Origin of the sequence: Deinococcus sp. NW-56, from assembly GCF_002953415.1 — a bacterium.
Taxonomy (GTDB): Bacteria; Deinococcota; Deinococci; order Deinococcales; family Deinococcaceae; genus Deinococcus.
The window spans coordinates 62,222-87,870 of the sequence record NZ_CP026516.1 but is presented as its reverse complement, the minus strand read 5'-3'; the positions used below and the strand labels follow the sequence as shown (position 1 = coordinate 87,870).

At 71.2% G+C, this 25,649-nt stretch carries 32 protein-coding genes and 1 tRNA gene; 24 read left to right on the top strand and 9 right to left on the bottom strand.

Going from position 1 to position 25,649, the window contains the following annotated elements; all coding sequences use genetic code 11:
- Positions 1 to 4: 4 nt before the first annotated feature.
- A complete protein-coding gene (locus tag C3K08_RS00470; RefSeq protein WP_104989550.1) occupies positions 5 to 511 on the top strand; it encodes a GNAT family N-acetyltransferase in 507 nt (168 codons plus the stop codon).
- Between the two features lie 189 nt (positions 512 to 700).
- On the opposite strand, the gene C3K08_RS00465 is transcribed toward C3K08_RS00470, so the two are convergent.
- The 3 genes from C3K08_RS00465 to C3K08_RS00455 all read right to left on the bottom strand — a co-directional run bounded on the left by C3K08_RS00465 (position 701) and on the right by C3K08_RS00455 (position 2,694).
- Positions 701 to 776, bottom strand: a tRNA-Lys gene (locus C3K08_RS00465).
- Positions 777 to 791: 15 nt separating this feature from the next.
- Complete coding sequence (locus tag C3K08_RS00460) at positions 792 to 1,970, bottom strand: glutamate ligase domain-containing protein (RefSeq protein ID WP_104989549.1); 1,179 nt, start codon at positions 1,968 to 1,970, stop codon at positions 792 to 794.
- Between the two features lie 19 nt (positions 1,971 to 1,989).
- Positions 1,990 to 2,694: a creatininase family protein gene (locus tag C3K08_RS00455; RefSeq protein WP_104989548.1), complete on the bottom strand. Its 705-nt coding sequence runs from the start codon at positions 2,692 to 2,694 to the stop codon at positions 1,990 to 1,992.
- Positions 2,695 to 2,835: 141 nt separating this feature from the next.
- Between C3K08_RS00455 and purE the strand changes: the two genes are divergently transcribed.
- From purE to C3K08_RS00440, 3 genes are read left to right on the top strand one after another with little or no spacing between them, the layout of a single operon-like run.
- Positions 2,836 to 3,384 carry a 5-(carboxyamino)imidazole ribonucleotide mutase gene (gene purE / locus C3K08_RS00450; RefSeq protein ID WP_199776954.1) on the top strand — a complete coding sequence of 183 codons (549 nt, stop codon included), beginning with the start codon at positions 2,836 to 2,838 and terminating at the stop codon, positions 3,382 to 3,384.
- Between the two features lie 50 nt (positions 3,385 to 3,434).
- The gene (purK, locus tag C3K08_RS00445; RefSeq protein ID WP_234009236.1) at positions 3,435 to 4,493 is read left to right on the top strand and encodes a 5-(carboxyamino)imidazole ribonucleotide synthase; all 1,059 of its coding nucleotides are present in this window, start codon (positions 3,435 to 3,437) and stop codon (positions 4,491 to 4,493) included.
- Positions 4,490 to 5,062: a GNAT family N-acetyltransferase gene (locus C3K08_RS00440; protein ID WP_104989545.1), complete on the top strand. Its 573-nt coding sequence runs from the start codon at positions 4,490 to 4,492 to the stop codon at positions 5,060 to 5,062. Before purK ends, C3K08_RS00440 begins: the two co-directional genes overlap by 4 nt.
- A gap of 7 nt (positions 5,063 to 5,069) precedes the next feature.
- Here the strand turns inward: C3K08_RS00440 and argB are convergent, their stop codons facing one another.
- The gene (gene argB / locus C3K08_RS00435; protein ID WP_104989544.1) at positions 5,070 to 5,819 is read right to left on the bottom strand and encodes an acetylglutamate kinase; all 750 of its coding nucleotides are present in this window, start codon (positions 5,817 to 5,819) and stop codon (positions 5,070 to 5,072) included.
- A 42-nt stretch (positions 5,820 to 5,861) separates the two neighbouring features.
- Here argB and C3K08_RS00430 point away from each other — a divergent pair, with 42 nt between their 5' ends.
- The 10 genes from C3K08_RS00430 to prmC all read left to right on the top strand — a co-directional run bounded on the left by C3K08_RS00430 (position 5,862) and on the right by prmC (position 12,388).
- Complete coding sequence (locus tag C3K08_RS00430; protein WP_104989543.1) at positions 5,862 to 6,461, top strand: NUDIX domain-containing protein; 600 nt, start codon at positions 5,862 to 5,864, stop codon at positions 6,459 to 6,461.
- Positions 6,458 to 7,063 carry a YigZ family protein gene (locus C3K08_RS00425; RefSeq protein WP_104989542.1) on the top strand — a complete coding sequence of 202 codons (606 nt, stop codon included), beginning with the start codon at positions 6,458 to 6,460 and terminating at the stop codon, positions 7,061 to 7,063. Before C3K08_RS00430 ends, C3K08_RS00425 begins: the two co-directional genes overlap by 4 nt.
- A 30-nt stretch (positions 7,064 to 7,093) precedes the next feature.
- The gene (ispF, locus tag C3K08_RS00420; RefSeq protein WP_104989541.1) at positions 7,094 to 7,582 is read left to right on the top strand and encodes a 2-C-methyl-D-erythritol 2,4-cyclodiphosphate synthase; all 489 of its coding nucleotides are present in this window, start codon (positions 7,094 to 7,096) and stop codon (positions 7,580 to 7,582) included.
- Positions 7,575 to 8,051 carry a tRNA (cytidine(34)-2'-O)-methyltransferase gene (locus C3K08_RS00415; protein WP_104989540.1) on the top strand — a complete coding sequence of 159 codons (477 nt, stop codon included), beginning with the start codon at positions 7,575 to 7,577 and terminating at the stop codon, positions 8,049 to 8,051. Before ispF ends, C3K08_RS00415 begins: the two co-directional genes overlap by 8 nt.
- A gap of 102 nt (positions 8,052 to 8,153) precedes the next feature.
- Complete coding sequence (locus C3K08_RS00410; RefSeq protein WP_234009103.1) at positions 8,154 to 8,375, top strand: hypothetical protein; 222 nt, start codon at positions 8,154 to 8,156, stop codon at positions 8,373 to 8,375.
- Positions 8,372 to 8,986 carry a DUF2087 domain-containing protein gene (locus C3K08_RS00405; RefSeq protein WP_158679800.1) on the top strand — a complete coding sequence of 205 codons (615 nt, stop codon included), beginning with the start codon at positions 8,372 to 8,374 and terminating at the stop codon, positions 8,984 to 8,986. The genes C3K08_RS00410 and C3K08_RS00405 overlap by 4 nt, the downstream gene beginning before the upstream one ends.
- 5 nt (positions 8,987 to 8,991) lie before the next feature.
- Positions 8,992 to 10,227, top strand: a complete 1,236-nt coding sequence (locus C3K08_RS00400) for an aminopeptidase (protein WP_104989539.1) — start codon at positions 8,992 to 8,994, stop codon at positions 10,225 to 10,227.
- 31 nt (positions 10,228 to 10,258) lie between these two features.
- Positions 10,259 to 10,843, top strand: a complete 585-nt coding sequence (locus tag C3K08_RS00395; protein WP_199776953.1) for a peptidylprolyl isomerase — start codon at positions 10,259 to 10,261, stop codon at positions 10,841 to 10,843.
- Between the two features lie 64 nt (positions 10,844 to 10,907).
- On the top strand, positions 10,908 to 11,495 hold the full coding sequence (locus C3K08_RS00390) for a protein jag (protein ID WP_104989537.1): 588 nt from the start codon (positions 10,908 to 10,910) through the stop codon (positions 11,493 to 11,495).
- A gap of 17 nt (positions 11,496 to 11,512) precedes the next feature.
- Complete coding sequence (gene prmC, locus C3K08_RS00385) at positions 11,513 to 12,388, top strand: peptide chain release factor N(5)-glutamine methyltransferase (RefSeq protein WP_104989536.1); 876 nt, start codon at positions 11,513 to 11,515, stop codon at positions 12,386 to 12,388.
- Here the strand turns inward: prmC and ribH are convergent.
- Positions 12,354 to 12,827, bottom strand: a complete 474-nt coding sequence (ribH, locus tag C3K08_RS00380) for a 6,7-dimethyl-8-ribityllumazine synthase (RefSeq protein WP_104989535.1) — start codon at positions 12,825 to 12,827, stop codon at positions 12,354 to 12,356. The two genes, prmC and ribH, sit on opposite strands and share 35 nt — an antisense overlap.
- A 281-nt stretch (positions 12,828 to 13,108) precedes the next feature.
- Between ribH and purC the strand changes: the two genes are divergently transcribed.
- From purC to C3K08_RS00340, 8 genes are all read left to right on the top strand, one after another.
- Entirely contained in the window at positions 13,109 to 13,819 is a 711-nt protein-coding gene (purC, locus tag C3K08_RS00375; RefSeq protein ID WP_104989534.1) for a phosphoribosylaminoimidazolesuccinocarboxamide synthase, read from the top strand.
- Between the two features lie 29 nt (positions 13,820 to 13,848).
- The gene (purS, locus tag C3K08_RS00370) at positions 13,849 to 14,100 is read left to right on the top strand and encodes a phosphoribosylformylglycinamidine synthase subunit PurS (RefSeq protein WP_104989533.1); all 252 of its coding nucleotides are present in this window, start codon (positions 13,849 to 13,851) and stop codon (positions 14,098 to 14,100) included.
- Entirely contained in the window at positions 14,097 to 14,468 is a 372-nt protein-coding gene (locus C3K08_RS00365) for a cupin domain-containing protein (RefSeq protein ID WP_104989532.1), read from the top strand. Before purS ends, C3K08_RS00365 begins: the two co-directional genes overlap by 4 nt.
- Entirely contained in the window at positions 14,465 to 15,133 is a 669-nt protein-coding gene (purQ, locus tag C3K08_RS00360) for a phosphoribosylformylglycinamidine synthase subunit PurQ (RefSeq protein WP_104989531.1), read from the top strand. The genes C3K08_RS00365 and purQ overlap by 4 nt, the downstream gene beginning before the upstream one ends.
- Positions 15,130 to 17,370 (top strand): phosphoribosylformylglycinamidine synthase subunit PurL, encoded by a 2,241-nt coding sequence (purL, locus tag C3K08_RS00355; protein WP_199776952.1) that lies wholly within the window; start codon positions 15,130 to 15,132, stop codon positions 17,368 to 17,370. Before purQ ends, purL begins: the two co-directional genes overlap by 4 nt.
- Positions 17,367 to 18,785, top strand: coding sequence for an amidophosphoribosyltransferase (gene purF / locus C3K08_RS00350; RefSeq protein ID WP_104989530.1), 1,419 nt, complete (start codon positions 17,367 to 17,369; stop codon positions 18,783 to 18,785). The genes purL and purF overlap by 4 nt, the downstream gene beginning before the upstream one ends.
- Before the next feature lie 96 nt (positions 18,786 to 18,881).
- The gene (locus C3K08_RS00345; RefSeq protein ID WP_104989529.1) at positions 18,882 to 19,346 is read left to right on the top strand and encodes a hypothetical protein; all 465 of its coding nucleotides are present in this window, start codon (positions 18,882 to 18,884) and stop codon (positions 19,344 to 19,346) included.
- 32 nt (positions 19,347 to 19,378) lie between these two features.
- Positions 19,379 to 19,579: a YwbE family protein gene (locus C3K08_RS00340; RefSeq protein WP_104989528.1), complete on the top strand. Its 201-nt coding sequence runs from the start codon at positions 19,379 to 19,381 to the stop codon at positions 19,577 to 19,579.
- Here the strand turns inward: C3K08_RS00340 and otsB are convergent.
- Genes otsB through C3K08_RS00325 form a run of 3 tightly spaced genes read right to left on the bottom strand, consistent with a single transcriptional unit; the run spans position 19,576 to position 22,517 of the window.
- On the bottom strand, positions 19,576 to 20,286 hold the full coding sequence (gene otsB, locus C3K08_RS00335; RefSeq protein ID WP_104989527.1) for a trehalose-phosphatase: 711 nt from the start codon (positions 20,284 to 20,286) through the stop codon (positions 19,576 to 19,578). The genes C3K08_RS00340 and otsB overlap by 4 nt on opposite strands.
- A complete protein-coding gene (locus C3K08_RS00330; protein ID WP_234009102.1) occupies positions 20,283 to 21,674 on the bottom strand; it encodes a trehalose-6-phosphate synthase in 1,392 nt (463 codons plus the stop codon). The genes otsB and C3K08_RS00330 overlap by 4 nt, the downstream gene beginning before the upstream one ends.
- 60 nt (positions 21,675 to 21,734) lie before the next feature.
- Positions 21,735 to 22,517, bottom strand: a complete 783-nt coding sequence (locus tag C3K08_RS00325; RefSeq protein WP_104989525.1) for an SDR family NAD(P)-dependent oxidoreductase — start codon at positions 22,515 to 22,517, stop codon at positions 21,735 to 21,737.
- A gap of 225 nt (positions 22,518 to 22,742) precedes the next feature.
- Between C3K08_RS00325 and C3K08_RS00320 the strand changes: the two genes are divergently transcribed.
- Positions 22,743 to 23,660: a manganese catalase family protein gene (locus tag C3K08_RS00320; protein ID WP_104989524.1), complete on the top strand. Its 918-nt coding sequence runs from the start codon at positions 22,743 to 22,745 to the stop codon at positions 23,658 to 23,660.
- 62 nt (positions 23,661 to 23,722) lie between these two features.
- Here the strand turns inward: C3K08_RS00320 and C3K08_RS00315 are convergent, their stop codons facing one another.
- Positions 23,723 to 24,601, bottom strand: a complete 879-nt coding sequence (locus C3K08_RS00315) for an SMP-30/gluconolactonase/LRE family protein (protein ID WP_104989523.1) — start codon at positions 24,599 to 24,601, stop codon at positions 23,723 to 23,725.
- A gap of 149 nt (positions 24,602 to 24,750) precedes the next feature.
- Here C3K08_RS00315 and C3K08_RS00310 point away from each other — a divergent pair, with 149 nt between their 5' ends.
- Entirely contained in the window at positions 24,751 to 25,584 is an 834-nt protein-coding gene (locus C3K08_RS00310) for a BTAD domain-containing putative transcriptional regulator (RefSeq protein WP_104989522.1), read from the top strand.
- The last annotated feature ends 65 nt before the right edge of the window (positions 25,585 to 25,649 follow it).

Genomic DNA, 25,649 nt, shown 5'->3' with positions numbered 1-25,649 from the left:
CACCTTGAACGCCACTCCCCTTGCCCTCCAGCACGCGCCGCTGCTGCATGCCCTGTACGCCGCGGCCCCCGGCTATTTCGCCCTGCTCGGCACCCGCGTCCCCACTCCCGCCGAGGTCACGCGGGACGTCGAGATCGCCCTGCTTGATCCCCGGCGCCGCCTGGAGCTGCTGCACGACGACGCGGGCGAGTTCGTGGGCAGCCTGGACTACAAGCTGGACTATCCGGAACCGGGCGACCTCACCATCAACCTGCTGCTGATCCGCGAAGACCGGCAGTCGCAGGGGCTGGGCGAGCGGGCCGTGCGCGACCTGGAAGGCCGGGTGCCCCCCGGCATCACCCGCGTGCTGGCGAGCGTGCTGGGCGACAACCCGCGCGGCGCCAGATTCTGGGAGCGCCTGGGCTACACCTTCGCGCTCGACGCCCGCCCGGTGATGACGTGGTATGCCAGGACGCTGCCCGTGCCCGCTCGTCAGGCTGGCCGCCGAACCCTGAGCCTAGCCGCAGACTGACCGCAGGGGTCGGTGTCTCCCCGGGCACGGCAGCCCCCCATCCACTCCACGCAGGCCGCTGTCCGGCGCGGTCTCTCGCCCTGCTCGCTCCACAGGGCCTGAGGAGGCCCCGGGGCCGCTGACGCGAGTGACCCAGCCCCGCCCCGCCGAGGCATAGAAAAAGCCCCGCTCCGTGCGGGGCTTCCGGTCTGGTGGGTCGTGTAGGAATCGAACCTACAACCCGCTGATTAAGAGTCAGCTGCTCTGCCAATTGAGCTAACGACCCAGAGCGGAAAGGAGTCTAGCGGCCCGCTCCTCTCCTGTCAAGCAGGCCCCGCACCGCTCCCGCCAGATACAGGCTCCCCGCCACCAGCAGGGTGCCGCCGGGGGGCGTCTGCGCCAGGGCCAGGGCCAGGGCTTCTCCCACGTCGGGCACGGCCGCGCCGCCGTAGCGGGCACCCAGTTCCTCTGGCGGGGCAGCCGGGTCGCCGGGGGACGTGAAGACGCGCTGTGGGGCCAGCTCCAGCAACGGCTCCAGCGTGGCCGCCGTGTCCTTGCGGGCGAGGCCGCCGAAGAGGAGCACGTCCGCGCCTCCCGGCAGGCTGGCCGCGAGCGCCCGGGCCGCGTGGGGGTTGTGCGCCCCATCTACCCAGATGGTTTTGCCTCCCACCTCGAAGCGTTCCAGCCGGGCGGGGAAGGTGGCCCTCAGGGCAGCCTCGACGCCCTCCGGGTGGCCCAGCGTTCGCAGGGTGGCCGCCGCGAGAGCCGCGTTGGCGTGCTGGTGCGGTCCGGGCAGGCGAGGCGGATGCGGCAGGGTGAACAGGTCGGGGTGGGTGTCCGGAGTGAAGAGGGGGGCGCCAACTCCCCCTGCCACCTCGCACACGACCGCCAGCGCCCCGCCCGTCGCGGTGCTCAGCAGGGGCACGCCGGGCCGGGCCGCTCCCGCCTTGTCGCGGGCGATGTCCGCCAGGGTCGGCCCCAGGGTGGCGACGTGGTCGAGGGCCACGTTCGTCAGCGCCACCGCCCGCACGTCCGTCAGCGCCGCCGTCGCGTCCGAGGCCCCGCCCACTCCAGCTTCCATCACGGCGATCTCCACCCCGTCTTGGGCGAAAACCTGACACGCCAGCGCCAGGGTGAGGTCGAAGAAGGCCGCGTCCGGCACGTGGACCTTCGCCCATTCGATAAAGGCGGCGGTGCGGGCGGGGTCCATCTCCTCTCCTCCCACCCGGACGCGTTCCTCGTAGCGCTGGAGGTGCGGGCTGGTGAAGCGGCCCACGTGGACCCCGGCGGCCAGCAGCCCGGCCTCCAGCATCGCGCAGGTGCTGCCCTTGCCATCGGTGCCGACGACCCGCACGCTTCCGAAGGCGGCGTCGGGGCGGCCCAGGCGCTCGAGCAGCGCCCGCGCTCCCCCCGGTCCCCGCTCACGGCCCGCGCGGGTGCGGCCATATAACCAGTCGTAATCGGGTGAGTCGGGCGTCATGGGGGGAGGGTAGCGCCCGTCAGGAGGCCCAGCCACCTTCCAACAGGTCCCGCGTCTCCTGCACTGCCTCCTGCCAGATCGCCTCCATCTCGGCGTCGGGGCGCTGGGGGAAGCCGCCGAAGTTGCCATCCCCTAGCAGCGTCCGCACCTCCGCCGGGGGAAGCTGCCGCATCCGGGCGAGGTCCACCATCGGCTTGCGTTCGGCGGGGCTGCTCACCTCCTCCAGCCGGGTCCAGGGGAAGTTCTCCATCCAGCTCGCGTGGCTGGCGAGGGGGTCGGTCGCCTGCACCGCCGCCCAGGTGCGCGGGGCGTTCCACCAGTTGTGCCACTGCACCCGCGCGCCCGGGTGCCGCGCCAGCCACTCGCCCAGCCAGCCCTGGCCGGGGCTGTTGCCGCCGTGCCCGTTCACGATGAGCAGGCGCCGGAACCCCTGCGCGTACAGCCCGGAGAGTAGGTCGTCCAGCAGGGCGAGGTAGGTGCCCACCCGCAGGCTGACGGTGCCGGGGTACGCCGTGAAGGTCGGCGTGATGCCGTAGGGCAAGGTCGGGAAGACGGGAATGCCCAGCGGTTCGGCGGCCTCCACGCTCACCCGCTCGGCGAGCAAGGTGTCGGTGGCGAGGCTGAGGCGGGCGTGCTGCTCGGTGCAGCCCAGCGGGAGCACGGCGCGGTCATCGCGGCGGAGGAAGGCTTCCACGCCCTCCCAGTTCAGGTCCTGTACGCGCATGGGGCAGGATAGGGCCTGCCCAGAAGCCTGCGTTCTGGGCCGAACGGAGTGAGAAGCCAGGAGGGAGGCGGCACGGGGTGGAGTGGCCGCCCAGGACACGCGGCGACGAAGCGGAGTGCCGCCTCCGGCCCAGCGGGTAGGATGCGGGCCGTGACGGACCTTCCGGCGACAGGCGAGACGGGGCGGCCCCGCGTGGGCGTGGTGATGGGGTCGCGCAGCGACTTCGGGACGATGGAGGGGGCGCTGGAGTTGCTCGCCCGGCTGGGGGTGCCCTACGAGGTCCGGGTGCTCTCGGCGCACCGCACGCCGGGGCTGCTGGCCTCCTACGCGGCGCGGGCCGAGCGCCTGAACCTGAGTTGCATCATCGCGGGGGCGGGGGGCGCGGCGCACCTGCCGGGGATGCTGGCGGCCTTCACGCGGGTGCCCGTGCTGGGGGTGCCGGTGCAGAGCCGGGCCATGTCGGGCCAGGACAGCCTGCTGAGCATCGTGCAGATGCCCGCCGGGGTTCCGGTCGCCACCTTCGCCATCGGGGAGGCGGGGGCGAAAAATGCGGCCCTCTTCGCCGCAGGGCTGCTCGCCACCACCGACCCCGAGGTGCGGGCACGGCTGGACGCCTTCCGCGCGGCCCAGACCCAGGCGGTGCTGGACGATCCCTTCTTTGAGGGACACCCGCAGGCAGGGGCACAGTGAGCGCTCCGGGCCGGACCCTCGGTATCTTGGGCGGCGGGCAGCTCGCGCAGATGCTGGCCCTGGCCGCCTTACCGCTGGGCGTGCGCTGCGTCGTGCTGGAACCCGACCCCCAGGCCCCCGCCCGCCTGTGCGCCGAGCACCTGCTGGCCCCCTACACCGACCCCGCCGGGCTGGAGCGGCTGGCGGCCTGCGACGCGGTGACGCTGGAGTTCGAGAATGTACCCGTCGAGTCCCTCGCCGCGCTGGAGGGCCGCGTTCCCGTGCGGCCCGGCGGTGCCCTGCTGGCCCGCTCCAAGCACCGCGCCCGCGAGAAGGAGGCGCTGCGGGCAGCGGGGGTGCCCACCGCGCCCTTCGTGGAGGTGCAGGGGGAGGCTGATCTCGCCGGGGCACTCGCAGGGGTGGGCGGACGTGGCCTGCTGAAGACCTCCGAACTCGGCTACGACGGCAAGGGGCAGCGCCGGGTGGGGAGCGAGGAGGAGCTGCGGGCGGCGTGGGCCGAGCTGGGGGGCGTGCCCTGCGTGCTGGAGGGGCTGGTGCCCTTCGAGCGTGAGGTCAGCCTCGCGGTGGCCCGCAATGCGGCAGGCGAGGTGGCGTTCGGGCCGCTCGTGGAGAACGTGCACCGGGACGGGATTCTGCGGACGAGCGTATGGCCCGCCGCCCTGCCCGCCGGGACGGAGGAACAGGCCCGCGCCCTGGCTGGGGCGGTCGCGCAATCCTGGGGCCTGGAAGGGCTGCTGACCCTGGAATTCTTCGCGCTGCCGGGCGGCGAGCTGCTCGCCAACGAGGTCGCCCCACGCGTCCACAACTCCGGGCACCTCACCCAGGACGGGGGCGGGGTCAGCCAGTTCGGGGCGCAGGTGCGGGCGGTGCTGGGGTTGCCGCTGACCGACTGGGCGCCCCTCCACCCCACGGCGATGGTGAATGTGGTGGGCACCCCAGACGGGCGAGAACCCGACTGGGCGGCCATTGACGCGCTGCCGGGCACGCGGATTCACCTCTACCACAAGGCCACGCGGCCGGGGCGCAAGGTGGGGCACGTGAACCTCGTCGCGCCCGATGTAGGCACGTTGCGGGACCGGCTGGGGCGACTGGAGGCGCTGATTCCGTGAAGCCTCCGCTTCTCCCCAGCGAACTCCGCACCCCCCGTCTGCTCCTGCGCCCGCCCCACCCCGACGACGCCCCCGCCCTTCACGCCGCGATTCAAGCCTCCCTGCCCGAATTGCAGCGCTGGATGGTCTGGGCGCAGGACCCCCTCGACCTCGCCGGGACGGTGGAGAACCTGACCCGCGCGGCGGCGGACTACGCGGCGGGCGAAAATCTGCGGCTGCATGTCTGGAGCGCGGACGGGCGCGACTTTGTCGGCAGCAGCGGCTACCACGCGCTGGACTGGCGCGTTCCCAAGGGCGAGATCGGGTACTGGATCGCCACCGGGCACGCCGGACAGGGCTACGCGACCGAGGTGGCCGGGGCCTTGACCGACTTCGCCCTGCGCCCGCAGGAGGACGGTGGCCTGGGGTTTCGCCGCCTCGAAATCCGCACGGACGCCCGCAACGGGCGCAGTGCCTGCATTCCCCGCGCCCTGGGGTACACGCTCGACGCGACGCTGAAAAATGACGACGTGGCGGCGGACAATCCCGCCGAGCTGCGCGACACGCTGGTTTTCAGCCGGGTGCGCTAAAGGCCCCTCAGGGCGTCAGCCGCGTCCCCGCCTCGCCCCGCGCGGCCGCCGCGAGCACCCCCCCCCGCATGCCGCTGGCGATCACGGCGAAAGGTGCCCCGGCGTCCAGCGCGTCCAGCGCCGCCCGCACCTTGGGGATCATGCCGCCCGCGATCCAGCCTTCCGCGATGCCCGCTTCCGCCTCGGCGCGGGTGAGGTGTCCGGCGAGGCTCTGCGGGTCGGGGTAGGCGCGGTAGATGCCGTCCACGTCGGTGAGAAAGACGATGCCCTCGCCCAGCGCTCCGGCGACCGCCCCAGCCGCTGTGTCCGCGTTGACGTTCAGCGCTTCGCCGTCCGGCCCGACCGCCACGCAGCCCACCACTGGCGTGAGTCCGGCGCCGATCAGGGTCCGCAGCAGCGCCCCATTCACCCCGGTCACGCGGCCCACCCGTCCCAGCGCGGGGTCAAGCACCTCAGCCCGCAGCAGCCCCGCGTCACGGCCCATCAGTCCCACGGCGGCCCCGACCTCCTGACTGAGCTGCTTGTTGAGCTGACAGAGCGCCATCTCGACCACGTCCATCGCCTCCGGCGAAGTCACCCGCAGCCCCCCCCGGAACTCGGAGGCAATCCCCCGTGCGCCCAGTTCGCGCTCAATGACCGGGCCGCCCCCGTGCACCACCACGACGGGCACCTCGGCGCGGAGGGCGGCGATTTCGTGGGCAACGGCGCGGCGCAGTGCCTCACTCTTCATGGCGTTGCCGCCGTACTTGACGATCACCCCGGCAGTCTAGCGGGAGGCGCTCTGCGGTAGCCTGCCCGCATGACCCCCCCACCGCCGGAACATCCCAACTGGGCCGCGCTCGTGCCCGGCGGGGTACAGCCCTGGAAGACGCTCTCCTCGCGGGTGCTCGTGGACGGATTCCGGGTGGTCCTGGAAGACCGGGTGCAGACTCCCTCGGGCGCGGAAGTGCGCTACCAGTACCGCCCGCGTGGTCCCCGCGCCACCTTCGTGCTGCCCGTGACCCCGGAGGGCGAGGCCGTGCTGATCCGGCAGTTCCGCTATCCGCTGGGGGCGACCGTCTGGGAGGTCGTGGCCGGGGGCGTCGAGCGCGGCGAGGACCTGCTGGAGGCCGCCGCCCGCGAACTCGCGGAGGAGGTCGGCGGCGTGGCGGGGGAGTGGGTCCCCCTCCCCGGCTTCTACCCACAACCCAGCATCAGCGGGGTGGTGTTCTATTCGATGCTGGCGCTGGGCGTGCGGCTAGGCGACACCGCGCACGAGGACGGCGAGGTGATTGAGCGGGTGACCCTGCCCCTCCCCGAGGTCTACCGGATGCTGGAGGCGGGCGAGATTCACGACGGCCCCAGCAGCCTGACCCTGTGGCACGCGCGGCGGCACCTCGTGGAGCGCGGCCTGCTGTGACCGCGCTGCCCGCCCCCTTCACCACCCTCGCCGGGGAGCACCGTCACGACGCGGTGATCGAGAACAGCGAGTTCCTGGCCTTCGCCCACCGGGCGGACACCCCGGAGGAGGCGCTGGCGCACCTGGCCGCCCTGCGGGAGCGTTACCCCGGTGCCACCCACCACTGCTGGGCCTACCGCATCGGCCCCGCCTACCGCTTCAGCGACGACGGCGAGCCGGGCGGGACGGCGGGCGCTCCCATCCTGCGGGCCATCGAGGGACAGGGGGTAGACCACGTGATGGTCGTCGTGGTGCGCTTCTACGGCGGCGTCAAGCTGGGCACGGGCGGACTGGTCCGCGCCTACGGGGGCACCGCCGCCGAGTGCCTCCGCACCGCGCCCCGGCTGGAGGTGCGGCCCCGGCAGCCGCTGACCGTGCGGGTCCCCTTCGAGCACCTCAGCGTGCTGTATCACTTGCTGGGCACCTTCGACACCGCGCGGGGCGAGGAGGCGTACACGGCTTCCGGCGTCGAGCTGACCGTGGAGGTCTACCCGGAGGACGCGGCGGCTTTTGCGGCGGCGCTGCGGGACGGGACTCGGGGAGCCGGAGAGGTGGAGGGCTGACGACTGACTGCTCCCCGCTATCCTCCCCCCATGACCTCCCCCCTTCCCTACCGCATCGGCTACGGCGAGGACGCGCACCGACTGGAAGAAGGCCGCCCCCTGGTCCTCGGCGGCGTGCCCATTCCGCACGCCGAACGCGGCGCAGTCGCCCACTCGGACGGCGACGCCGTGCTGCACGCGGTCGCGGACGCCCTGCTCTCGGGCCTCGCGCTGGGGGATATCGGGCACTACTACCCGGACACCGCCGCCGAGCACGCGGGACTGGACTCGCGGGTGATCCTCCGGGACAGCCTCACCCTGGTGCGGGAGTGGAAGTACCGCCCGGCAAATGTGGCCCTGGTCGTTACCCTCGACCGCCCCAAGCTGGGGCCGCTGCGGGCCGAGATCGCCCGCACGGTGGCGGGGCTGCTGGGCCTCCCCGAAACGGAGGTCGGCGTGAGCTTCAAGACCTCCGAGGGGCTGGCCCCCGACCATGTGCAGGTGCGCGTGACCGCGCTGCTGGTGCGCGACCGTGACTGAACTTCCCAGGGTTGGCCCCCTCCTGCACGTCGTCCTGTACGAACCAGAGAAGGCCGGGAACGTCGGCAACGTGGCCCGCACCTGCGCCGTGCTGGGGGCCGAGCTGCACCTGATCCGGCCCTTCGGCTTCCACCTGCACGACTGCGAATTCCGCCGCGCGGTGATGGACTACCTGGAGGGCGTGACGCTCCACGAGCACGCGAACTGGACCGCGTATCAGGCCAGCCTGCCCCCTGACGCGCGGGTCTGGGCCTTTTCCACCCACGCCACCACGCTGCACACGCGGGCGGGCTTTCGGCGCGGCGACCACCTGCTGTTCGGCCCCGAGTCACGCGGGCTACCGAGCTGGCTGCGGGAGGGCCTCCCCACGCTGAGGCTGCCGCAACCCGGCGGGGGCCGCAGCCTGAATCTGGCGGTGGCGGCGGGAATAGCGGCGTTCGAGGCCGGACGGCAGATCGAGGGCTGGTGAGGGAACAGGTGAGCCCTCTGCCCCCGCACGGCGAGCGGTAGGCCATTCGAATCATTTCGACGTTCTTCGAACAACCTAAGATCTGTTTCGAAGGAGGTCGAAATGAGTCAGGAGCAGATGAACGCGCAATACCGCTGCATTCTGGACGGCCTGCGCACGAACGCCGAGCGGGATGTCCGGCTGGCACGGGCAGAGGGGGACCGGGCAGGGACGGCGAAAGCACAGGCCCGGCTGGAGACTCTGCGGGCTGCGCTGGAAATCTACGCCGCGTGTCACTTCCACGCCCACGGGGAGCGGCCCTGGCCCCGCGAGGTGGCGCGGTGAGGGCGTCCGCGAACGATCAGGCGGCCCTTTTCCGCGCCCTGTCCCATCCGGCCCGAGTGACCCTGCTGCGGCTGGCCTGGGAAGAGGCCCTGTCCGGCGAGACGCTGGCCCGGCTGATGAACCTCGCGCCCGCGACGGTCAGCCACCACCTCTCGCAACTCACCGAAGCCGGGCTGATGACCGTGCGGCAGGACGGGCACCACCGCCTCTTTGGAACCCACCGCCCCGCCCTCGACCTCACGCTGAGCGCCCTCGTGCGCGGCGAGGCGGCCCCGCCCACCCCCGAAGACCCCTACCGGGCGCGGGTGCTGCGGGCCTTCCTGCGGGACGGCAAGCTCACCCGCATTCCCGCCCAGCGCAAGAAACGCGACGTGATCCTGCACGAACTCGCCGCCCTCTTCGAGCCGGGGCGCACCTACACCGAGCGCGAGGTCAGCGACGCGCTCGCGGAGTATCATCCCGACTTTTTCACCCTGCGCCGCGAACTCGTGGGGCTGGGGCTGCTCGCGCGGGAGAAGGGCGTGTACTGGCGGGTCACGGAAGGGGTCGCACCGCGCACCCCCCAGATGGCCGACGACTTCACCCTGCGGCTGCCGGGGACCGTAGAGTGACGCCCATGACCCTCTCGTTCGACGACAAGCTCGCCCGCTACGCCGACCTCCTCGTGCGGACGGGCGTGAATCTGCCCCAGGGCGGCAAGCTGCTGGTGCAGGCCCCCATCGAGGCCGCGCCCCTGGTGCGGCTGGTGACGCGGGCGGCGTACCGGGCTGGGGCGCTCGACGTGCGTGTGAACTACAACGACGCGCACCTCGGCCTGGCGCTGTTCGAGGACGGCAGCGACGAGGCGGTGGATTTCCTGCCCGACTGGCACGCGGCGCAGCGCGAGGCGATGGTCGCGGACGGCTACGCCTCCATCGGCATCGTGGGCGAGGACCCCTCGCTGCTCGCGGGGGTGGACCCCAGCCGCATCGCCCGGCGCTCCAAGCGGGTGGCGCAGGCGATGAAGGCCGTCTCGGAGGCCACCGGCGGCTTTCAGGTCAACTGGACCGTCGCCGCGATGAGCACCCCCGCCTGGGCCGCCCGCGTCTACCCCGAGCTGCCCGAGGCCGAGGCCGTCGCCCGGCTGTGGGACGACATCTTTGCCGTCACGCGGGCCGACCAGCCCGATCCGGTCGCGGCCTGGGACGCGCACCTGGGGCGGCTGGAGCGCCTGACCGCCCTCCTCAACGAGAAGCAGTACGCGGCGATTCACCTGCGCTCCGAGCTGGGGACCGACCTCACCGTGGGGCTGGCGGAGAACCACATCTGGCAGGGCGGCGCGGAGACGGCCAAAAACGGCGTGCGGGGCGTGCCCAACCTCCCCACCGACGAGGTCTTCACCGCTCCGCACCGCGAGCGGGTGGACGGCGTGGCGGTCGCCTCCAAGCCGCTCTCGGCCCGTGGGCAACTGATCGAGGGCATCCGGGTGCGCTTCGAGGGCGGCCGCGCGGTCGAGGTCAGCGCCGAGAAGGGCGAGGAGACCCTGCGCGGCCTGATCGAGACGGACGAAGGCGCGGCCCGGCTGGGGGAAATCGCCCTGGTCCCAGCGAGTGCTCCCGTGTCGCGGACGGGCACCCTCTTCCTGAACACCCTCTTCGACGAGAACGCGGCCTCGCACATCGCCCTGGGGCGCTGCTACCCCACCAACGTGCAGCACGGCGAGAACCCCGAGGCCCTGCTCGCGGCGGGCGGCAACGATTCGCTGATCCACGTGGACTGGATGATCGGCACGGCGGGGACCGACGTGGACGGTGTGACGGCGGACGGAGAGCGCGAGGCGCTGATGCGCGGGGGAGAGTGGGTGGTCGGCTGACGGCTGACCCCCGAGAGCTACAATGCTCCCCATGACCAGCGACCAGACCTACCAGGCCGAGGGCTTCTCCCCCACCCCGGAGCTGTCGAGCGAGCGCCAGACCCGCTTCTCGCAGGTGCCTGAACTCGGCGACGGCATCGAGCCGGGCAAGGCCTACCGCGCCGTGCTGGAAACGAGCAAGGGCCGCCTCGTGATCGACCTCTTCGCGGACGATGCGCCCGTCACCGTGAACTCCTTCGCGTACCTGATTCGCCACCACTACTACGACGGCATCAAGTTTCACCGCGTCATCGACGGCTTCATGGCGCAGGGCGGCGACCCCACCGGTACGGGTACGGGCGGCCCAGGCTACAAGTTCGAGGACGAGTTCAGCCATCATCGCCACGACGGCAAGGGTGTGCTGAGCATGGCGAACGCGGGGCCGGGCACCAACGGCTCACAGTTTTTCATCACCTTCGGGCCGACCCCGCACCTCGACGGGCGGCACACCGTCTTCGGGCGCGTGGTGGAGGGGCTGGACGTGCTCGACCGCCTCACCCGCATCCAGCCGGGCATGCCCGGCACGCCGGACGTGATCGAGCGGGCGTATCTGGTGGAGAAGAACGCGGGGGGCTGAGCGCGGCGGATGGGCAGGGGGGCAGAGGCGGCGGCTTCTGCCCCCTGCTCTGTACACTGTTCTCATGGACAACCGCACGAACCTCGACGACTACCTCGCCGGGCTGGGCATCGCGGGCGCGGACGAGACCGAGGCGCCGCCGCCCGCGCCGGAGGTGGCCGCTGGCCCCGCCTTGGTGCCTGACCCCGACGAGGACCCCCGCGCGGTGCTCGACCGCTTTCTGACCGGCCTCGCCGCCCGCATCGACCCCGGCCTCTCCGTGAGTGTGCGCGAGGGCGAAGGCGCCCTGGAGGTGGAGATCACGGGCGAGAACGCCGCCCGGCTCGCGGGCCGAGACGGGCGCACGCTGGGGGCCATCGAGGTGCTGGCGTACACGGTGCTCGCCAAGCAGGCGGGCCGCACCGACCTGCGGGTGCGGGTGGATGTGGGCGGCTTCCGCAAGCGGCAGGCCGACACACTGACCCGGCTGGCCGAGCGCCTCGCCGTGCAGGTCGCCAAGAGCGGCGAGCCGCATGAACTCCAGCCCATGCCCGCCGCCGACCGCCGCGTGCTGCACATCGCCCTCAAGGAGCACCCCGACGTGACCACCGAATCGGTGGGCGAGGGCTCGGCGCGGCGCCTCATCATCAAGCCCAGAAGCTACGGGGCGTGAGGCGGCGCCCCTAGCCCATGCCTCCCCTCCGCACCCTGCTCACCGAGGCCCGAGAGCGGCTGCGGGCGGCGGGCGTCCCCTCCCCCGAGGCGGACGCCCGCGCCCTCGTGCTGCACGCGCTGGGCCTGACCGGAGCCGCGCTGCTGACCCGTGCGGGGGAGGCGGTGCCGGACGCTGACACCGCGCGGCTGCGGGCGCTGGTGGAGGAGCGGGCCGCGCGGGTGCCCCTCCAGCACCTGCTGGGCGAGGTCGAGTGGGGCGGCGTGCGGCTGCGGACAGACGGGCGGGCGCTCGTCCCGAGGCCGGAAACCGAGTTGCTGCTGCACCTCGCGCTGGAGGCCCTGCGCGGTGTCCCCGCTCCCCGCGTGGTGGACGTGGGCACGGGAACGGGTGCCCTCGCGCTGGGGCTGAAGACGGCCCGCCCCGACGCCAGCGTCACCGCGACCGACCTCAGCCCAGAGGCGCTGGCCCTGGCCCGCGAAAATGCCGCGCTGAACGGGCTGGACGTGGCCTTTGTGGAGGGGAGCCTGCTCGCCGGGCGGCCCGGCCCCTTCGACCTCGTGCTCAGTAACCCGCCCTACCTCCCCGACGGAGACCGCGCCGAGGCTGACCCGGAGGTGAGGCACGACCCCGACCTCGCCCTGTATGCGGGAGCGGACGGGCTGGACGTGGCGCGGCCCCTCGCGGCGCAGGCGGGGGCCGCGCTTGCACCGGGGGGTGTCCTGCTCCTCGAACTCGACCCCCGCAATGCCCCCACGCTGGCCGGGGAACTGTGGGCGCAGGGGTGGGAGGCCGAGGTACTCCCCGACCTCACCGGACGCGAACGCTTCGTGCGGGCCACTCTCCCGCCGCCCGGAGTCAGCCCCGCTCGGGAATCTGGCGCAGCAGGTTGACGGTCTCGATCATGGCGAGGACGGCCTCGCCGCCCTTGTTCCCCGCCTTCGTCCCAGCCCGCTCGATCGCCTGTTCGGTGGTGTCGGTGGTGAGCACCCCGAAGGCGATGGGCACGCCCGTGTGCAGCATCGAGTTCAGGATGCCGTTCGTGGCCGCGCCCGCCACGAAGTCGTAGTGGTCGGTCGCCCCCTTGATGACGGCCCCCAGGCAGATCACCGCGTCGTATCGCCCGCTCTCGGCCAGCCGCCGCGCCACGAGCGGCACCTCGAAGGAGCCGGGCACGAGGTAATGGTCGAGGTCGGCGCTGTCCCCGCCGTGCTGCACGAAGGCGGTCTGCGCCCCCTCCACCAGCCGGTCCACGATGAAGTGGTTCCAGCGCGTGCTGACGACGGCGAACTTGAGTCCGGTGGCGATCAGGGTGGCCTCGGTACGGTTCATGGGGGCATTGTGCCGCGTCCGCGCGGCGGGGACGGCTGACCCACACGGCTTAACACGGTGTTAAGGTGGAGCACGGCAGCCCCTCCCGGCTGCGTTCCCTCTCCTCTTCCCTTCCACCCGCGTCCCGCGAGACGCCCCGTGTCCTCCCCCGGCGCGGTAAGCCCGCCCGAGAGGCGGCGATGGAGGCCCCCGAATGACCACCCACAGGTCCAGCCACGCCCATCCCACGAGCGTTTTCCCGATGGCCGGGAGCCGCTCGCTTCTTTTTTTGGAGTCCCGGCATGAAACTTGAGCAGCGCTACGAGGGCAAGGCCAAACGGGTCTACGCGACCGCGAACCCGCATGAGTACGTCGTGGAGTACAAGGACGACGCGACCGCCTTCAACGGTGTCAAACGCGCCCAGATCGGGGGCAAGGGCGAGATCAACAACGCGATCACGGCGCACCTCTACCCCCTGCTGGAGGGGGCCGGGATTCCGACGCACTTTCTGGAGAAGTTGAGCGACCGGGAACAGCGGGTGCGGGCGGTCGAGATCATCCCCGTTGAGGTGATCGTGCGGAACGTGGCCGCCGGGAGCTTCTGCAAGCGGCTAGGGCTGGAGGAAGGCACGCAGCTCTCGCGCCCGGTTGTCGAATACTGCTACAAGTCCGACGCGCTGGGCGATCCCCTGATCAACACCGACACGGCGGTGGCGCTGGGCTGGGCGACCGAGGAGGAACTGCGGCGCCTGCGCGAGCTGAGCCTGAAGGTCCGTGACTTTCTGGTGCCCTATTTCGCCGCGCGGGGCATCCGCTTGATCGACTTCAAGTTGGAATTCGGCCGCACCCACGACGGTCAGGTCGTGCTGGCCGACGAGATCAGCCCCGACACCTGCCGCTTCTGGGACGCGGCGACCGGAGAAAAGCTCGACAAGGACCGCTTCCGCCGCGATCTGGGCGGCGTCGAGGATGCCTACGCCGAGATGCTGCGCCGCGTGACGGCCCCCGCCTGAACCTGTCCCCGCACCCCCACGGAGTTCCCATGCCCCAGTACCAAGCCAAAGTCTTCGTCACCCTCAAGCCGTCCATCCTCGACCCGCAGGGCCGCACCGTCGAGCGGGCGCTGTCGCACCTCGACCACACCAACGTCTCCGGCGTGCGCGTGGGCAAGCTGATCGAACTGACCCTGACGGGCGAGCGCCCCGAGGTCGAAGCGCAGCTCGCGGGCATCACGCGGGACGTGCTGAGCAACCCCATCATGGAGGATGCCCGCTGGGAGCTGGAGGAGGCATGACCACCCCCCAGCCCGTCAATCTGGAGCAGAAGTTCGGCCTCTTCGCCGAGGCGTGGAGTCCCAAGCTCGTGGGAGAGCTGAACGGCCAGCAGGTCAAGCTCGCCAAGTTCCGGGACGAGTTCATCTGGCACGCCCACGAGCATGAGGACGAACTGTTCCTCGTTGTGCGGGGAACGCTGCGAATGGGCTTTCGCGACCGCGAGGTGCGGGTGCGTGAGGGGGAATTCCTGATCGTGCCGCGCGGCGTGGAACATCAGCCGGTCGCGGAGACGGAAGAAGTCTGGGTCATGCTATTCGAACCCGCCTCGACCGTGAACACCGGCACAGCGGGCGGCGAACGCACCGTAACCGAGCTGGAGCGCCTATGAGGACTGCCGTTATTCAATTCCCCGGCTCCAACTGCGACGCCGACGCCCTGCACGCCGCCCGCCTGACCCTGGACTCCGACGCGCAGTTCGTATGGCACACCGAAGCGGGGCTGCCGGAGGGCACCGAGCTGGTGTTCCTGCCGGGTGGCTTTTCCTACGGCGACCACCTCCGCTCGGGCGCCATCGCCGCCCGCAGCCCGATCATGGCGGCGGTCAAGGCCCACGCCGAGCGCGGCGGCTTCGTGCTGGGGGTGTGCAACGGCTTTCAGGTGCTGACCGAAGCGGGGCTGCTCCCCGGAGCGCTGTCGCGCAACCGCGACCTACACTTCCACTGCGCCCCGGTGCACCTGCGGGTGGAGAACGCGCACACGGCCTTCACGGGCGCCTATGAGGCAAATCAGATTATCGAGATTCCCATCGCGCACGGCGAGGGCAACTACTACGCCGACCCGGAGACGGTCGCCCGGCTGGAGGCCGAGGGCCGCGTCGTGTTCCGCTACGTGGACAACCCCAACGGCTCGCTGAACGACATCGCCGGAATCGTGAACGAGGGCGGCAACGTGCTGGGCATGATGCCCCACCCCGAGCGGGCGGTGGAGGCGCTGCTGGGGAGCGAGGACGGTCTGGGGATTTTCGAGAGCCTGAAAGGGGCGCTGGTTAAGTGACGCAGGTGAACTCTCTCCGCTCCCAGGCCGCCACCTTCGGCCTGACCGAGGGCGAATACGACCTCCTCGTGTCGGGCATCGGGCGCGAGCCGAACGCGCTGGAGGCCGCCATCGTGGGCGCGATGTGGTCCGAACACTGCGGGTACAAGAACTCGCGGCCCCTCTTTTCCGCCTTTCCCACGACCGGGCCGCAGGTGCTGCAAGGCCCCGGCGAGAACGCGGGCGTGGTGGACATCGGCGAAGGGTGGGGCGTGGCCTTCAAGATGGAAAGCCACAACCATCCCTCCGCCGTCGAACCCGTGCAGGGCGCGGCGACGGGCGTGGGCGGCATCCTGCGCGACATCTTCGCGATGGGGGCGCGGCCCTTCGCGGTGCTGGACTCCCTCCGGTTCGGCAACCCCGACTCCCCCCGCACCCGCTTTCTGGTGAACGGCGTGGTGGAGGGCATCTCCCACTACGGCAACGCGATCGGGGTGCCCACCGTGGGCGGCGAGGTGACCTTTCACCCGTCGTACCAGGAGAACCCGCTCGTCAACGTGATGGCCCTGGGCCTGCTGCGCCACGAGGACCTCGCGAAAGGGACGATGGGCGAGGTCGGCAACCAGATCGTGTACGTCGGCTCCAAGACCGGGCGCGACGGGCTGGGCGGCGCGGTGTTTTCGTCGGCGGACCTCAGCGCGGCGAGTCAGGCGGACCGCCCCGCCGTGCAGGTGGGCGACCCATTCATGGAAAAACTGCTGCTGGAGGCCACCCTGGAGGCGATTCAGGCCGGGCTGGTGGCGGGCGTGCAGGACATGGGGGCGGCGGGGCTGGTGTCCAGCACCTGCGAGATGGCCTACCGTGCGGGCCTCGGCATCACGATGGACCTCGACCTCGTGCCCACCCGCGAAGAGGGCATGGTGCCGATGGAGCTGTGCCTCTCGGAGTCGCAGGAGCGCATGATCCTGGTCCCCGTGCCGGGCCGGGAACAGGAACTGCTCGACCTGCTCGCCAAGTGGGAACTCGATGTGGTGACTATCGGGGAGGTAGAGGCCCACGACCGCTACCGCCTGACCTGGCGCGGCGAGGTGGTGTGCGACCTGCCCGTCGCCCTGCTCAACGAGGCGCCCAAGTACACCCGCAAGGGCGTGGAGTCCCCGGACATCCGGGCCAAGCGCGAGCGCGACCTGAGTGGCGTGCCCGTGCCCGGCGACCTCGGCGCGGTGTTGGTGGACCTGCTCTCGCACCCCACGATTGCCTCCAAGCGGCCCATCTTCGAGCGCTACGACCATCAGGTCATGACGAACACGGTGGTCGTGCCCGGCGCGGCCGACGCCGCCGTGCTGCGGGTCAAGGGGAGCGGCATGGGCGTGGCCGCGACCTCGGACTGCAATCCGCGCTTCGTGTATCTGGACCCGTATGCGGGGGCCGCCGCCGCCGTCGCGGAGGCCGCCCGCAACCTCGCCTGCGTGGGGGCGACGCCGCTGGCGATCACCGACAACCTCAACTTCGGCAACCCGCACGAGCCGGGCGTGTACTACCAGCTTCAGCAAGCGGTGCAGGGCATCGCGGACGCGTGCCGGGCGTTGAATACCCCGGTCACGGGCGGCAATGTCAGCCTCTACAACCAGTATGCAGAAGGCGATCACAAGGTCGCCATCCACCCCACGCCGACGATCGGCATGGTGGGCGTGCTCCCCGACGTGACCGTGCGGGCCACGCTGGACCTGAAGCCGGGGCCGCACGTCCTCTACCTACTGGGTGAGCACGCGACCACCCTCGGGGCCTCGCAGTACCTCGAAACCGTGCATGGGCTGGAGGCCGGGCGGGTGCCGGACCTCGACCTGGGGCTGGAGGCGAAGGTCATCGCGGGCACGCTGGCCCTGATTCGCGCGGGCCTGACCACGACCGCGCACGACGCCTCGGAGGGCGGACTGGCGGTGGCCCTGGCGGAGATGGCGATTGCGGGCGGGCAGGGCCTGAAGGTCACGCTGGCCGCGCCCGAAGGGGTGCGCCCCGACGCCCTGCTGTTCGGGGAGGCCCACAGCCGGGTGATCGTGGCAGTCCCAGTGGGCCACGAGCAGGAGGCCCAGGACGTGCTGGAGGGCCTCGGCGTGCCCTTCACGGCGCTGGGCGAGAGCCTGCCGGGGAGTGACCGGGTGACCATTGCGGTGAGTGGGGCGAACGTACAGTTGAGCGTGAACCTTGAGACGCTGCGCACCGCCCATGAAACCCCCCTGCGGGAGATTCTGGGATGATCTTCGACCCGGCGACCGACAAGCCGCAGGACGAGTGCGGTGTGTTCGGGCTGTACTCGCCCCACCCCAACGATCTCGCGTGGCTGACCTACCTGGGCCTCTTCGCCCTGCAACACCGGGGGCAGGAGGCGGCGGGCATGTGCGTCAGCGACGGCGACCGCTTTCATGTGGACAAGGACCTGGGGCTGGTCACCCAGGTCTTCGACGAGCGGCGGCTCGACGGCCTGCGCCTGCCCAACGCCCGCGTGAGCATCGGGCACGTGCGCTACTCGACCACTGGGTCGAACCTGCGCTTCAACGCGCAGCCGCTCACCACCCGCACCAACAAGGGCATCCTGGGCCTCGCCCACAACGGCAACTTCGTGAACGCCCGCGAGGTGCGCAGCGGGATGCTGATGGAAGGGGCGCTGTTCCAGACCACCAACGACAGTGAGGTCATGCTCAATCTGATCGCCCGCGAGTCGCACATGGACCTCGTGGAGGCGACGGCGAGTGCGATGAAGGAGCTCAAGGGCGGCTACGCCTGCGTGCTGATGAGCCGCACCCAGCTTCTCGGCTTCCGCGACCCGCACGGGGTCCGGCCGCTGGTGATCGGGCAGCGCGACGACGGCGCGTGGGTGCTGGCCTCCGAGCCGTGTGCCCTCTACGCCGTCGGTGCCCGCCTGATCCGCGACGTGCAGCCCGGCGAGCTGGTGTGGTTCGACCGCGACGGGCTGCACTCGCTGATGGTGGAACCCAAGCGGCCCACCCCCTGTTCCTTCGAGTGGATCTACTTCGCCCGCAGCGACGGCGCTCTGGACGGGGTGGACATTCACGAGAGCCGCATCCGAATGGGCGCCCAGCTTGCCCGCGAGAAGCCCATCGAGGCCGACATCGTGGTCCCCGTTCCCGACTCCGGCATCGGCGCGGCGATCGGGTACGCCCGCGAGAGCGGCATCCCCTTTGACTACGGCCTGTACAAGAACCCCTACGCGGGCCGCACCTTTATCGCCCCCACCCAGGAGGCGCGGGAGCTGAAGGTCAAGATGAAGCTCTCGCCCACCAGCGCGGTGCGGGGCCGCCGGGTCGTGCTGGTGGACGACTCCATCGTGCGCGGCACCACCAGCCGCCAGATCGTGAATCTGCTGCGTGAAGCGGGGGCCACCGAGGTCCACTTCCGGGTGTCCAGCCCACCCATCACGCACCCGTGCTTCTACGGCATCGACACCGCTGCCCGCAAGGAACTCGTCGCCAGCACCCACAGCGTCGAGGAAATCCGGGCGCTCATCGGCGCGGACACCCTCGCATTTATCAGCGAGCGCGGGCTGCGGGAGGCCATCGGCGGCTCCGGCCTGTGCGGGGCGTGCTTTACCGGGGAGTACCCGGCGGGGACACCGCTACTGAACGACGTGGACAAGCTGGCGCTGGAGGTTTGAGTACGGGCAGACAACCCATGCTCCGAGCTGTGAGGCTACATCACTCCCCTCGACCTTCCGCTGTCCTCTCCCGAACTCAAGTGGGCGCTGGCACGGGTGACGCCCCCGGCCGACGCCCACCTCTCCTGCATCTGGGCCGCCGACTCCCGGCCCGACGGGTGGGAGAACGTGCCGCCCAGCGTGCGGGCGTGGTGGCTGTCCCTCTCTACGGAGTTGCTGAGCGGCTCGGGCTGGGGCCGCGTGGTGCTGGTGCAGGACGTGGGGTATCGGTGGTTCCGAATGCGGTACGACGTGCAGGAAGCCACGCCCGAGCGGGTGCGGGCGGCGGTGGAGGGGGACCACGGGGCGCCCTCGTCGGCCGGGTCGTTCACGCTGGCGTGGGGGGCGAGCGTGGAACGCGGGCGCGTGAGCTGCCGGGGCGCGGCATTCAGCATGGGCGATCAGTTGGGCGTGTGCCTGTACGCGGTGCCGGACATCTGGAGCGGCTGGGGGGTGGGGTTCTTCCTTCGAGACGGAAGCCGCCAGGCGAACCTTCGAGGCAAACGGGTGGTAGTTGGGTAGGGCGGGCACCCACTCTCCCCTATCCTCCCCCCATGCCCCCGTCCCGTTCCCAGATTCGCCCCGGCCTCACCGTGGACATCGTGCAGAAGCAGGACCAGCCCACGGGCAAGCTCACGCGCGGGGTAGTCGCGGCGCTGCTCACCAAGTCGCCCACCCACCCGCACGGCATGAAGGTGCGGCTGACCTCCGGGCAGGTGGGTCGGGTGCAGGCGGTCGTCGGCGCCCAGGGCTAGGCGCCCACCCAGGCCCGCAGCAGCGCCACCACGTCGGCGGGGCTGTCCACCCGGTACTCGGCGGCGGTGTCGCCCCCTCCCACCTTGACCGTCACGCCGCCCAGCGCCCGCAGGCGCACGAAGCCTTCCTCGTCGGTCACGTCGTCGCCCAGGAAGACGGGAAGGTGCTCCGGGTGCATCTGCGCCAGCCGCCCCGCCGCGCGGCCCTTGCCGAAGCCGCCGGGGCGGAACTCGCGGACCTTCTTCCCAGCGATGGCCTCCCAGCCGGGGGGGAGGGGGATCGCGGCGAGGGCGACCTCCACGTCGGGCTGCCGATCTCCCGCTACCTCGCGGTAGTGAACGGCCAGGGTCCAGCCCTTGTCCTCGGCCCGCAGGCCGGGCACGGCGGGCAGGTGCGCGGCGAGGTGCCGCATGGCCCCGGCGTCGGCGGGGTCGATCTCCTCGCCGGGCCACTCCATCCCGTGCAGGCCGACGACGGGGAGGTCGGGGAGGGTCAGGAACGCGTGGACCTGTTCGGCCAGGCGCCCGGTCACGACGGCGGCGCGGTGCCGTCCCCCCGCGAGCAGGCGTTCCAGCGCCTCCCGCGCTCCCGGCTCCGGCCACGCCTCCTCCGGGCGGGGGACGATCGGGGCGAGGGTGCCGTCGTAGTCGGCCAGGACGAGGAGGGGACGCTCGCCCAGGGTCAGCAGATCGGGGGGCACGTTCATGCGCCGGTCAACTCCGCCACGAAGCCGTCCGCCCAGGCCCGCAGGTCGCTGCCGCGCAGCCGCTCCTGCAAGCGGGTCAGGCGGGCCTTTTTCTCCTCCAGCGACATGCCGAGGGCCTGATTGAGCGCCTCGGCCAGCCCGGTGGGGTTGTAGGGGTTGACCTGCACGGCTTCGGGGAGTTCGTCGGCGGCCCCGGCGAAGCGCGAGAGCACCAGCACCCCGTCGCGCGAGCAGGCCAGGAACTCCTTGGCGACGAGGTTCAGGCCGTCGCGCAGGGGCGTGACCAGCATCACGTCGGCGGCGCGGTAGTGGGCGACGAGTTCTTCGCGCCCCACGCCCCGGTAGACATACTGGATGGGCGCCCAGCCCCCCTGCGTGTGCTTGCCGTTGATACGCCCCACCAGCCCCTCCACCCGCGAGCGCAGTTGGCGGTAGGACTCGACCTGCTCGCGGCTGGGCACCGCGATCTGGAGGAGGGTCACCCGGCCCCGCGCCTCGGGGTGGCGGTCGAGGAAATCGCCAAAGGCTTCCAGCCGCTCGGGAATCCCCTTGGTGTAGTCCAGACGGTCCACCCCCAGCAGCAACTGGGTTTGCAGGGTGCGGCGGATGCGGTCGGCGGCCTCCTCGACCTCCGGGCTGGAGGCCAGCGCCCCGTACTCGTCCACCTCGATCCCGATGGGGCGGTCCACCACCCGCACGGCGCGGCCCTGCCAGTGCACCGTGTCGCCCTGGGTCTCCGCCCCCAGCACCCGGCGGCAGGCCGAGAGGAAGTGGCGCACGTAGTCGGGCGTGTGCATCCCGATCAGGTCGGCCCCCAGCAGGCCTTCCAGCAGTTCGCGGTCCCAGGGCAGGGTGCGGAAGACCTCGGAGGACGGCCAGGGGATATGCCAGAAAAAGCCGATGCGGGCCTCGGGCCGCGAGTCCCGGATCAGCCGGGGCACCAGCGCGAGCTGGTAGTCGTGGACCCAGACCGGGTCGCCCGGCTCCCCGCCCTCCAGCACCGCCCCCGCGAAGCGGCGGTTGACCTCCACATACGCCCCCCACTGGGCCGAGAGGTACTTTGTCCGCTCGATGAAGTAGTGGCTCATCGGCCACAGCGCCCGGTTGGAAAAGCCGTGGTAGTAGTCGCGGACCTCGGCCTCGGAGAGCGGGACGCGCTTCAGGCGGTAGCGGGGGCCGCCTTGGGGCAGCGCCACCTCCTCCACCTCCGGCTGCCCTTCCCCCCAGGCGATCCAGGTGCCGCCCACGCGCCGCAGCACCGGGTCGAGCGCAGCGGTCAGACCCCCGATGGAGGGCACCCAGGTGAGCTGCCCGCCTTCGCCCTTCTTCGGCGCGTAGGGTTCACGGTTGGAAACGACGATCAGGCCCATGTCGGTCCTTTCAGGCAAAACCTGGAACCCTCCGTCGCCCGAGCGGGGAGGATTCCAGACGGAGGGGAGCGGGGGGAATCAGCGCAGCAAGGACGCCCCGCCGTCCACGTAGATCTCGACGCCCGAGACGTGGCGGCTGAGGTCCGAGGCGAGGAAGAGGCAGGTGTCCGCCACGTCCACCGGTTCGCCCTCGCCCTCGTTGAGCGCGGGGCTGCCCTCGGGAAGCTCGACCTCGATGCCGAGCTTCTCGGTGTCGCGGTGCTCGGTGCGCTGCTCGATGTTGGTGTGGATCAGCCCCGGACAGACGGCGTTGCAGCGGATGTTCTCGCGGCCGAGTTCCAGCGCGATCATCTTGGTAAAGGCCACCTGCCCCGCCTTGGAGGTGCTGTAGGCGCTCGCGCCGGGGCTGGAGAAGGTGCGGTTGCCGTTCACGCTGCTCGTCACGATGATGCTGCCGCCACCCGCCCGCTTGAGGTGCGGCACCGTGAAGTGGACCGTGAGGTAGGTGCCCCGCAGATTGATGGCGATGGTCTTCTCCCACTCCTCGGGCTGAAGCTCGTCGATGGGCGCCCACACCCCATTGATCCCGGCGTTGGCGAACACGATGTCGAGCCGCCCGAAGGCCTGCACCCCCGCCTCCACCGCCTCCCGCACCGAGTCGGCGTCCGACACGTCGCAGTGGACGTAGAGGGCCTGTCCCCCCGCCCCGGTGATCTCATCCAGCACCTGCTGCCCCTCTTTGTCCTGCACGTCCGCGAGGATCACGCGGGCGCCCTCCTGCGCGAACCGCCGCGCCGTGCCTGCTCCGATGCCGCTCGCCGCGCCCGTGATAAAGGCCACCTTGCCGTCCAACATGCCCATATCCAACCTCCTGTCGTCGGCGGCACAGTATCCCCGCGCCGGGACCGCGCCGCTGATAGCTGGGTTAAGGCGGATTGCCCGAGCCTCCCCCTGGCGAAGCATCCCTCCTTGTGCTGGCCTTTACATGGTGGGGTGGCTCACGCCTGCGGCAGAGCTCGCCCCGTGAGATAGATGGGTCAGCCCAGCGTGTCCGCCCCTGTGCCCCACAGCCCCAGGAGGGTTCCCATGTTCCTACGCATCGACAAGTTGCAGTTCGATCTCCCGCTTCCCAAGGAAGCCAACCCCAACGGCGCCGCCGCCGTGCAGGAGTTGATGGGCGGACGATTCGGCGAGATGTCCACCCTGATGAACTACATGACCCAGTCGTTCAATTTCCGGGGCAAGGACACGCTGCGGCCCTACTACGAGCTGATCGCCAACATCGCCGCCGAGGAACTGGGGCACATCGAACTGGTCGCCGCCACCATCAACAGCCTGCTCGCCGGGCCGGACGTGAAGGATCAGGAGGCCCCGGTGGACCCCACCACCCACCCCTTCTCTTTTGCCCAGGACGTGCGCTACGCCAAGCACTTCATCGCGGCGGGGCCGGGCGCGATGATCGCGGACTCGCACGGCAAGGCCTGGAGCGGCGACTACGTGTACTCCAGCGGCAACCTGATGCTGGACCTGACCCACAACTTCTTCCTGGAGGGCGCGGCGCGGCACAACAAGCTGCGCGTCTACGAGATGGTGGACGACCCCACTGCCAAGGCGCTGGTGGGTTACCTGCTGGTGCGCGGGGGCGTGCACCAGATCGCCTACGCCAAGGCGCTGGAGTCGCTGACGGGCGTGAACATGGAAAAGATGCTGCCCATGCCCAACATCCCCACGGCCCTGATTCCCGAGTCCAAGCGGATCATCGACCAGGGCATCCACCGCAAGCTCTACCGCTTCAGCGACACCGACTTCACCCAGCTCAGCACGATCTGGCAGGGCACCCACCCGGAAGACGGCTCGGAGGTTTTCGTGGACGAGTACACCTCCATCGAAGGCGGTCCCAACGTGGACGGCGGCCACGACTCGGGGGCCTTCTCTCCCGAGTGGGACATGGGCGAGATCATGGAAATCGCCAGGAAGCTGCACGACAAGGCCCGGTTGCGCTGAGGCGAGCCGGGACTGGGGGGACGGGGCGCGTGGCTCCGTCCCTCTCGCGTTGAAGGACCGTGTCAACCCAGGCCGCGCACCCGCGTGGGGATGTGGTACAGCCCGGTGCTCGCCGTCATGTAGAGGTTTGTTCCTTCTGGTCCCCCGAAGCACAGGTTGGCGACGGTCTCGGGCACAGCGATGCGGCCGAGTTCCTCCCCCTGGGGCGACAGCACATGCACCCCGTCCCCCGCGCTGCTCCAGACGCGCCCGGCCTCGTCGACCCGCAGGCCGTCGGTCTTGCCGGGGCGGACGGTGGCCCAGATGCGGTCGTGGGTGGCCTCGCCGTCCGGGGTCACGCGGTAGGCGTGGATATGGCCGTCGTCCTTGCCCGTGTCGGCCAGCAGCAGGAGGTCGGGCGACGGGAAGGCGAGGCCGTTGGGCATCTTCCGGTCGCGGATGGGTGCGGTCAGGGTGCCGTCCGGCGCGAGGCGGTAGACGAAATTGCCGGACTGCTCGCGTTCGCCGCCGTAGCCCTCCTCGGGCTTGTCGATGCCGTAGGTGGGGTCGGTGAACCACAGGCTGCCGTCCGGATGCAGGGCCACGTCGTTAGGACTGTTCAGCTTGCGGCCCTCGAAGCGGTCGGCCAGCACGGTCCACTCCCCGCCGGGCTCCTGCCGCAGCAGTGCCCGCTGGCCATGCGAGCAGGCGACGAGTCGCCCCGCCGCGTCTAGGCAGTGCCCGTTCTGGTGGTCGCTGGGGTGCAATTCCGCCTCTAGCCTGCCCGCGTCCGTCCAGCGCCAGGTGCGGTTCTGGCGCACGTCGCTGAAGATGACGGCGCGGCGCGAAGGCACATAGGTCGGCCCCTCCGCCCAGGTGAAGCCCCCGGCGAGGCGGGTCACGCGGGCCTCGGCCGGAAACAGGTCGAGGAACTCCGGGCGGGCGGGGTGCAGGTCTCTCATGCGGCCATGCTGCGCGAGTACGCCGGCCCACGCAAGATTGCGAGCGGTGGTACAGTCAGGTCAGGTCCATCCCTCCCGCTGTGCCGACCCAACCGGGACACCTGCCTTCCCCACGAGGCGCATCCTGTTCGTGAAGGGAGTCACGAGAGATGACGAGCCCACGTTCTGCCCCCCCTGCCCTGCACCTGCGCACGCTCGGTGACGCGCTGGTCACCGTGAACGGACAGCCGCTGTCCTGGCCCGCCCGCAGCGCCGAAGAACTGCTGTGGTACCTCCACGCCCACCCCGACGGAGCCTACCGCGCCGACCTGCTCGCCGACCTGTGGGGCCTGGACGACGGCCCGGCGGCCGCCAACCGCTTCCGGGTGGCCCTGCACCGCCTGCGGACGGCCCTGGGCCGCCCCGACGCGGTGGCCGAGGTGCGCGGGCGCTACCTGCTGCACCCCGAACTGCTGGCCGCGAGCGACACCGCGATCCTGCAATCGGGTATGGAAGCCGCCGTCCACGCCAAGGACGATGCGGAACGCGAGGAGGCCCTGCGCCGGGCGCTGTCCTGCGTGGACGGCGAGTACCTGCCGCAGATCCGCGCCGACTGGGTCGAGGAAGCGCGGCTGTACTGGCGCTCGCTGCGGGTCAGGGCTTACGTGGCGCTGTCCACCCTGCACTGCCTGCGCCGGGAGTGCCCGCTCGCCGTTCAGGCGCTGGGGCAGGCGGTGGGGTCCGACCCCTACATCGGGGAAGACCACCACCAGCGGCTGATGACCTGCCTCGCCCAGACGCGGGGGCGCTTCGAGGCGGTCGAGCATTACCGCCGCTACCGCCGCTTCCTGCGCGACGAGGTGGGCGATACGCCCATGCCCGACACCGTGCTGCTGGCCGAGCGCCTCAAGGCCGGAGAACTGCTGTGCCGCGAAGCCGAGGAGGCCGAGCAGCAGCGCCGCGCTCCCCTGCTGAGTGCCCTGCGGGGACCGGAGGTGCACTGAGGGGGCGCGCGTCTGCGCCTGGGTCCAGACTTGGCCTCCTGCCAGGTTTCGGCTACCCGGCTGGG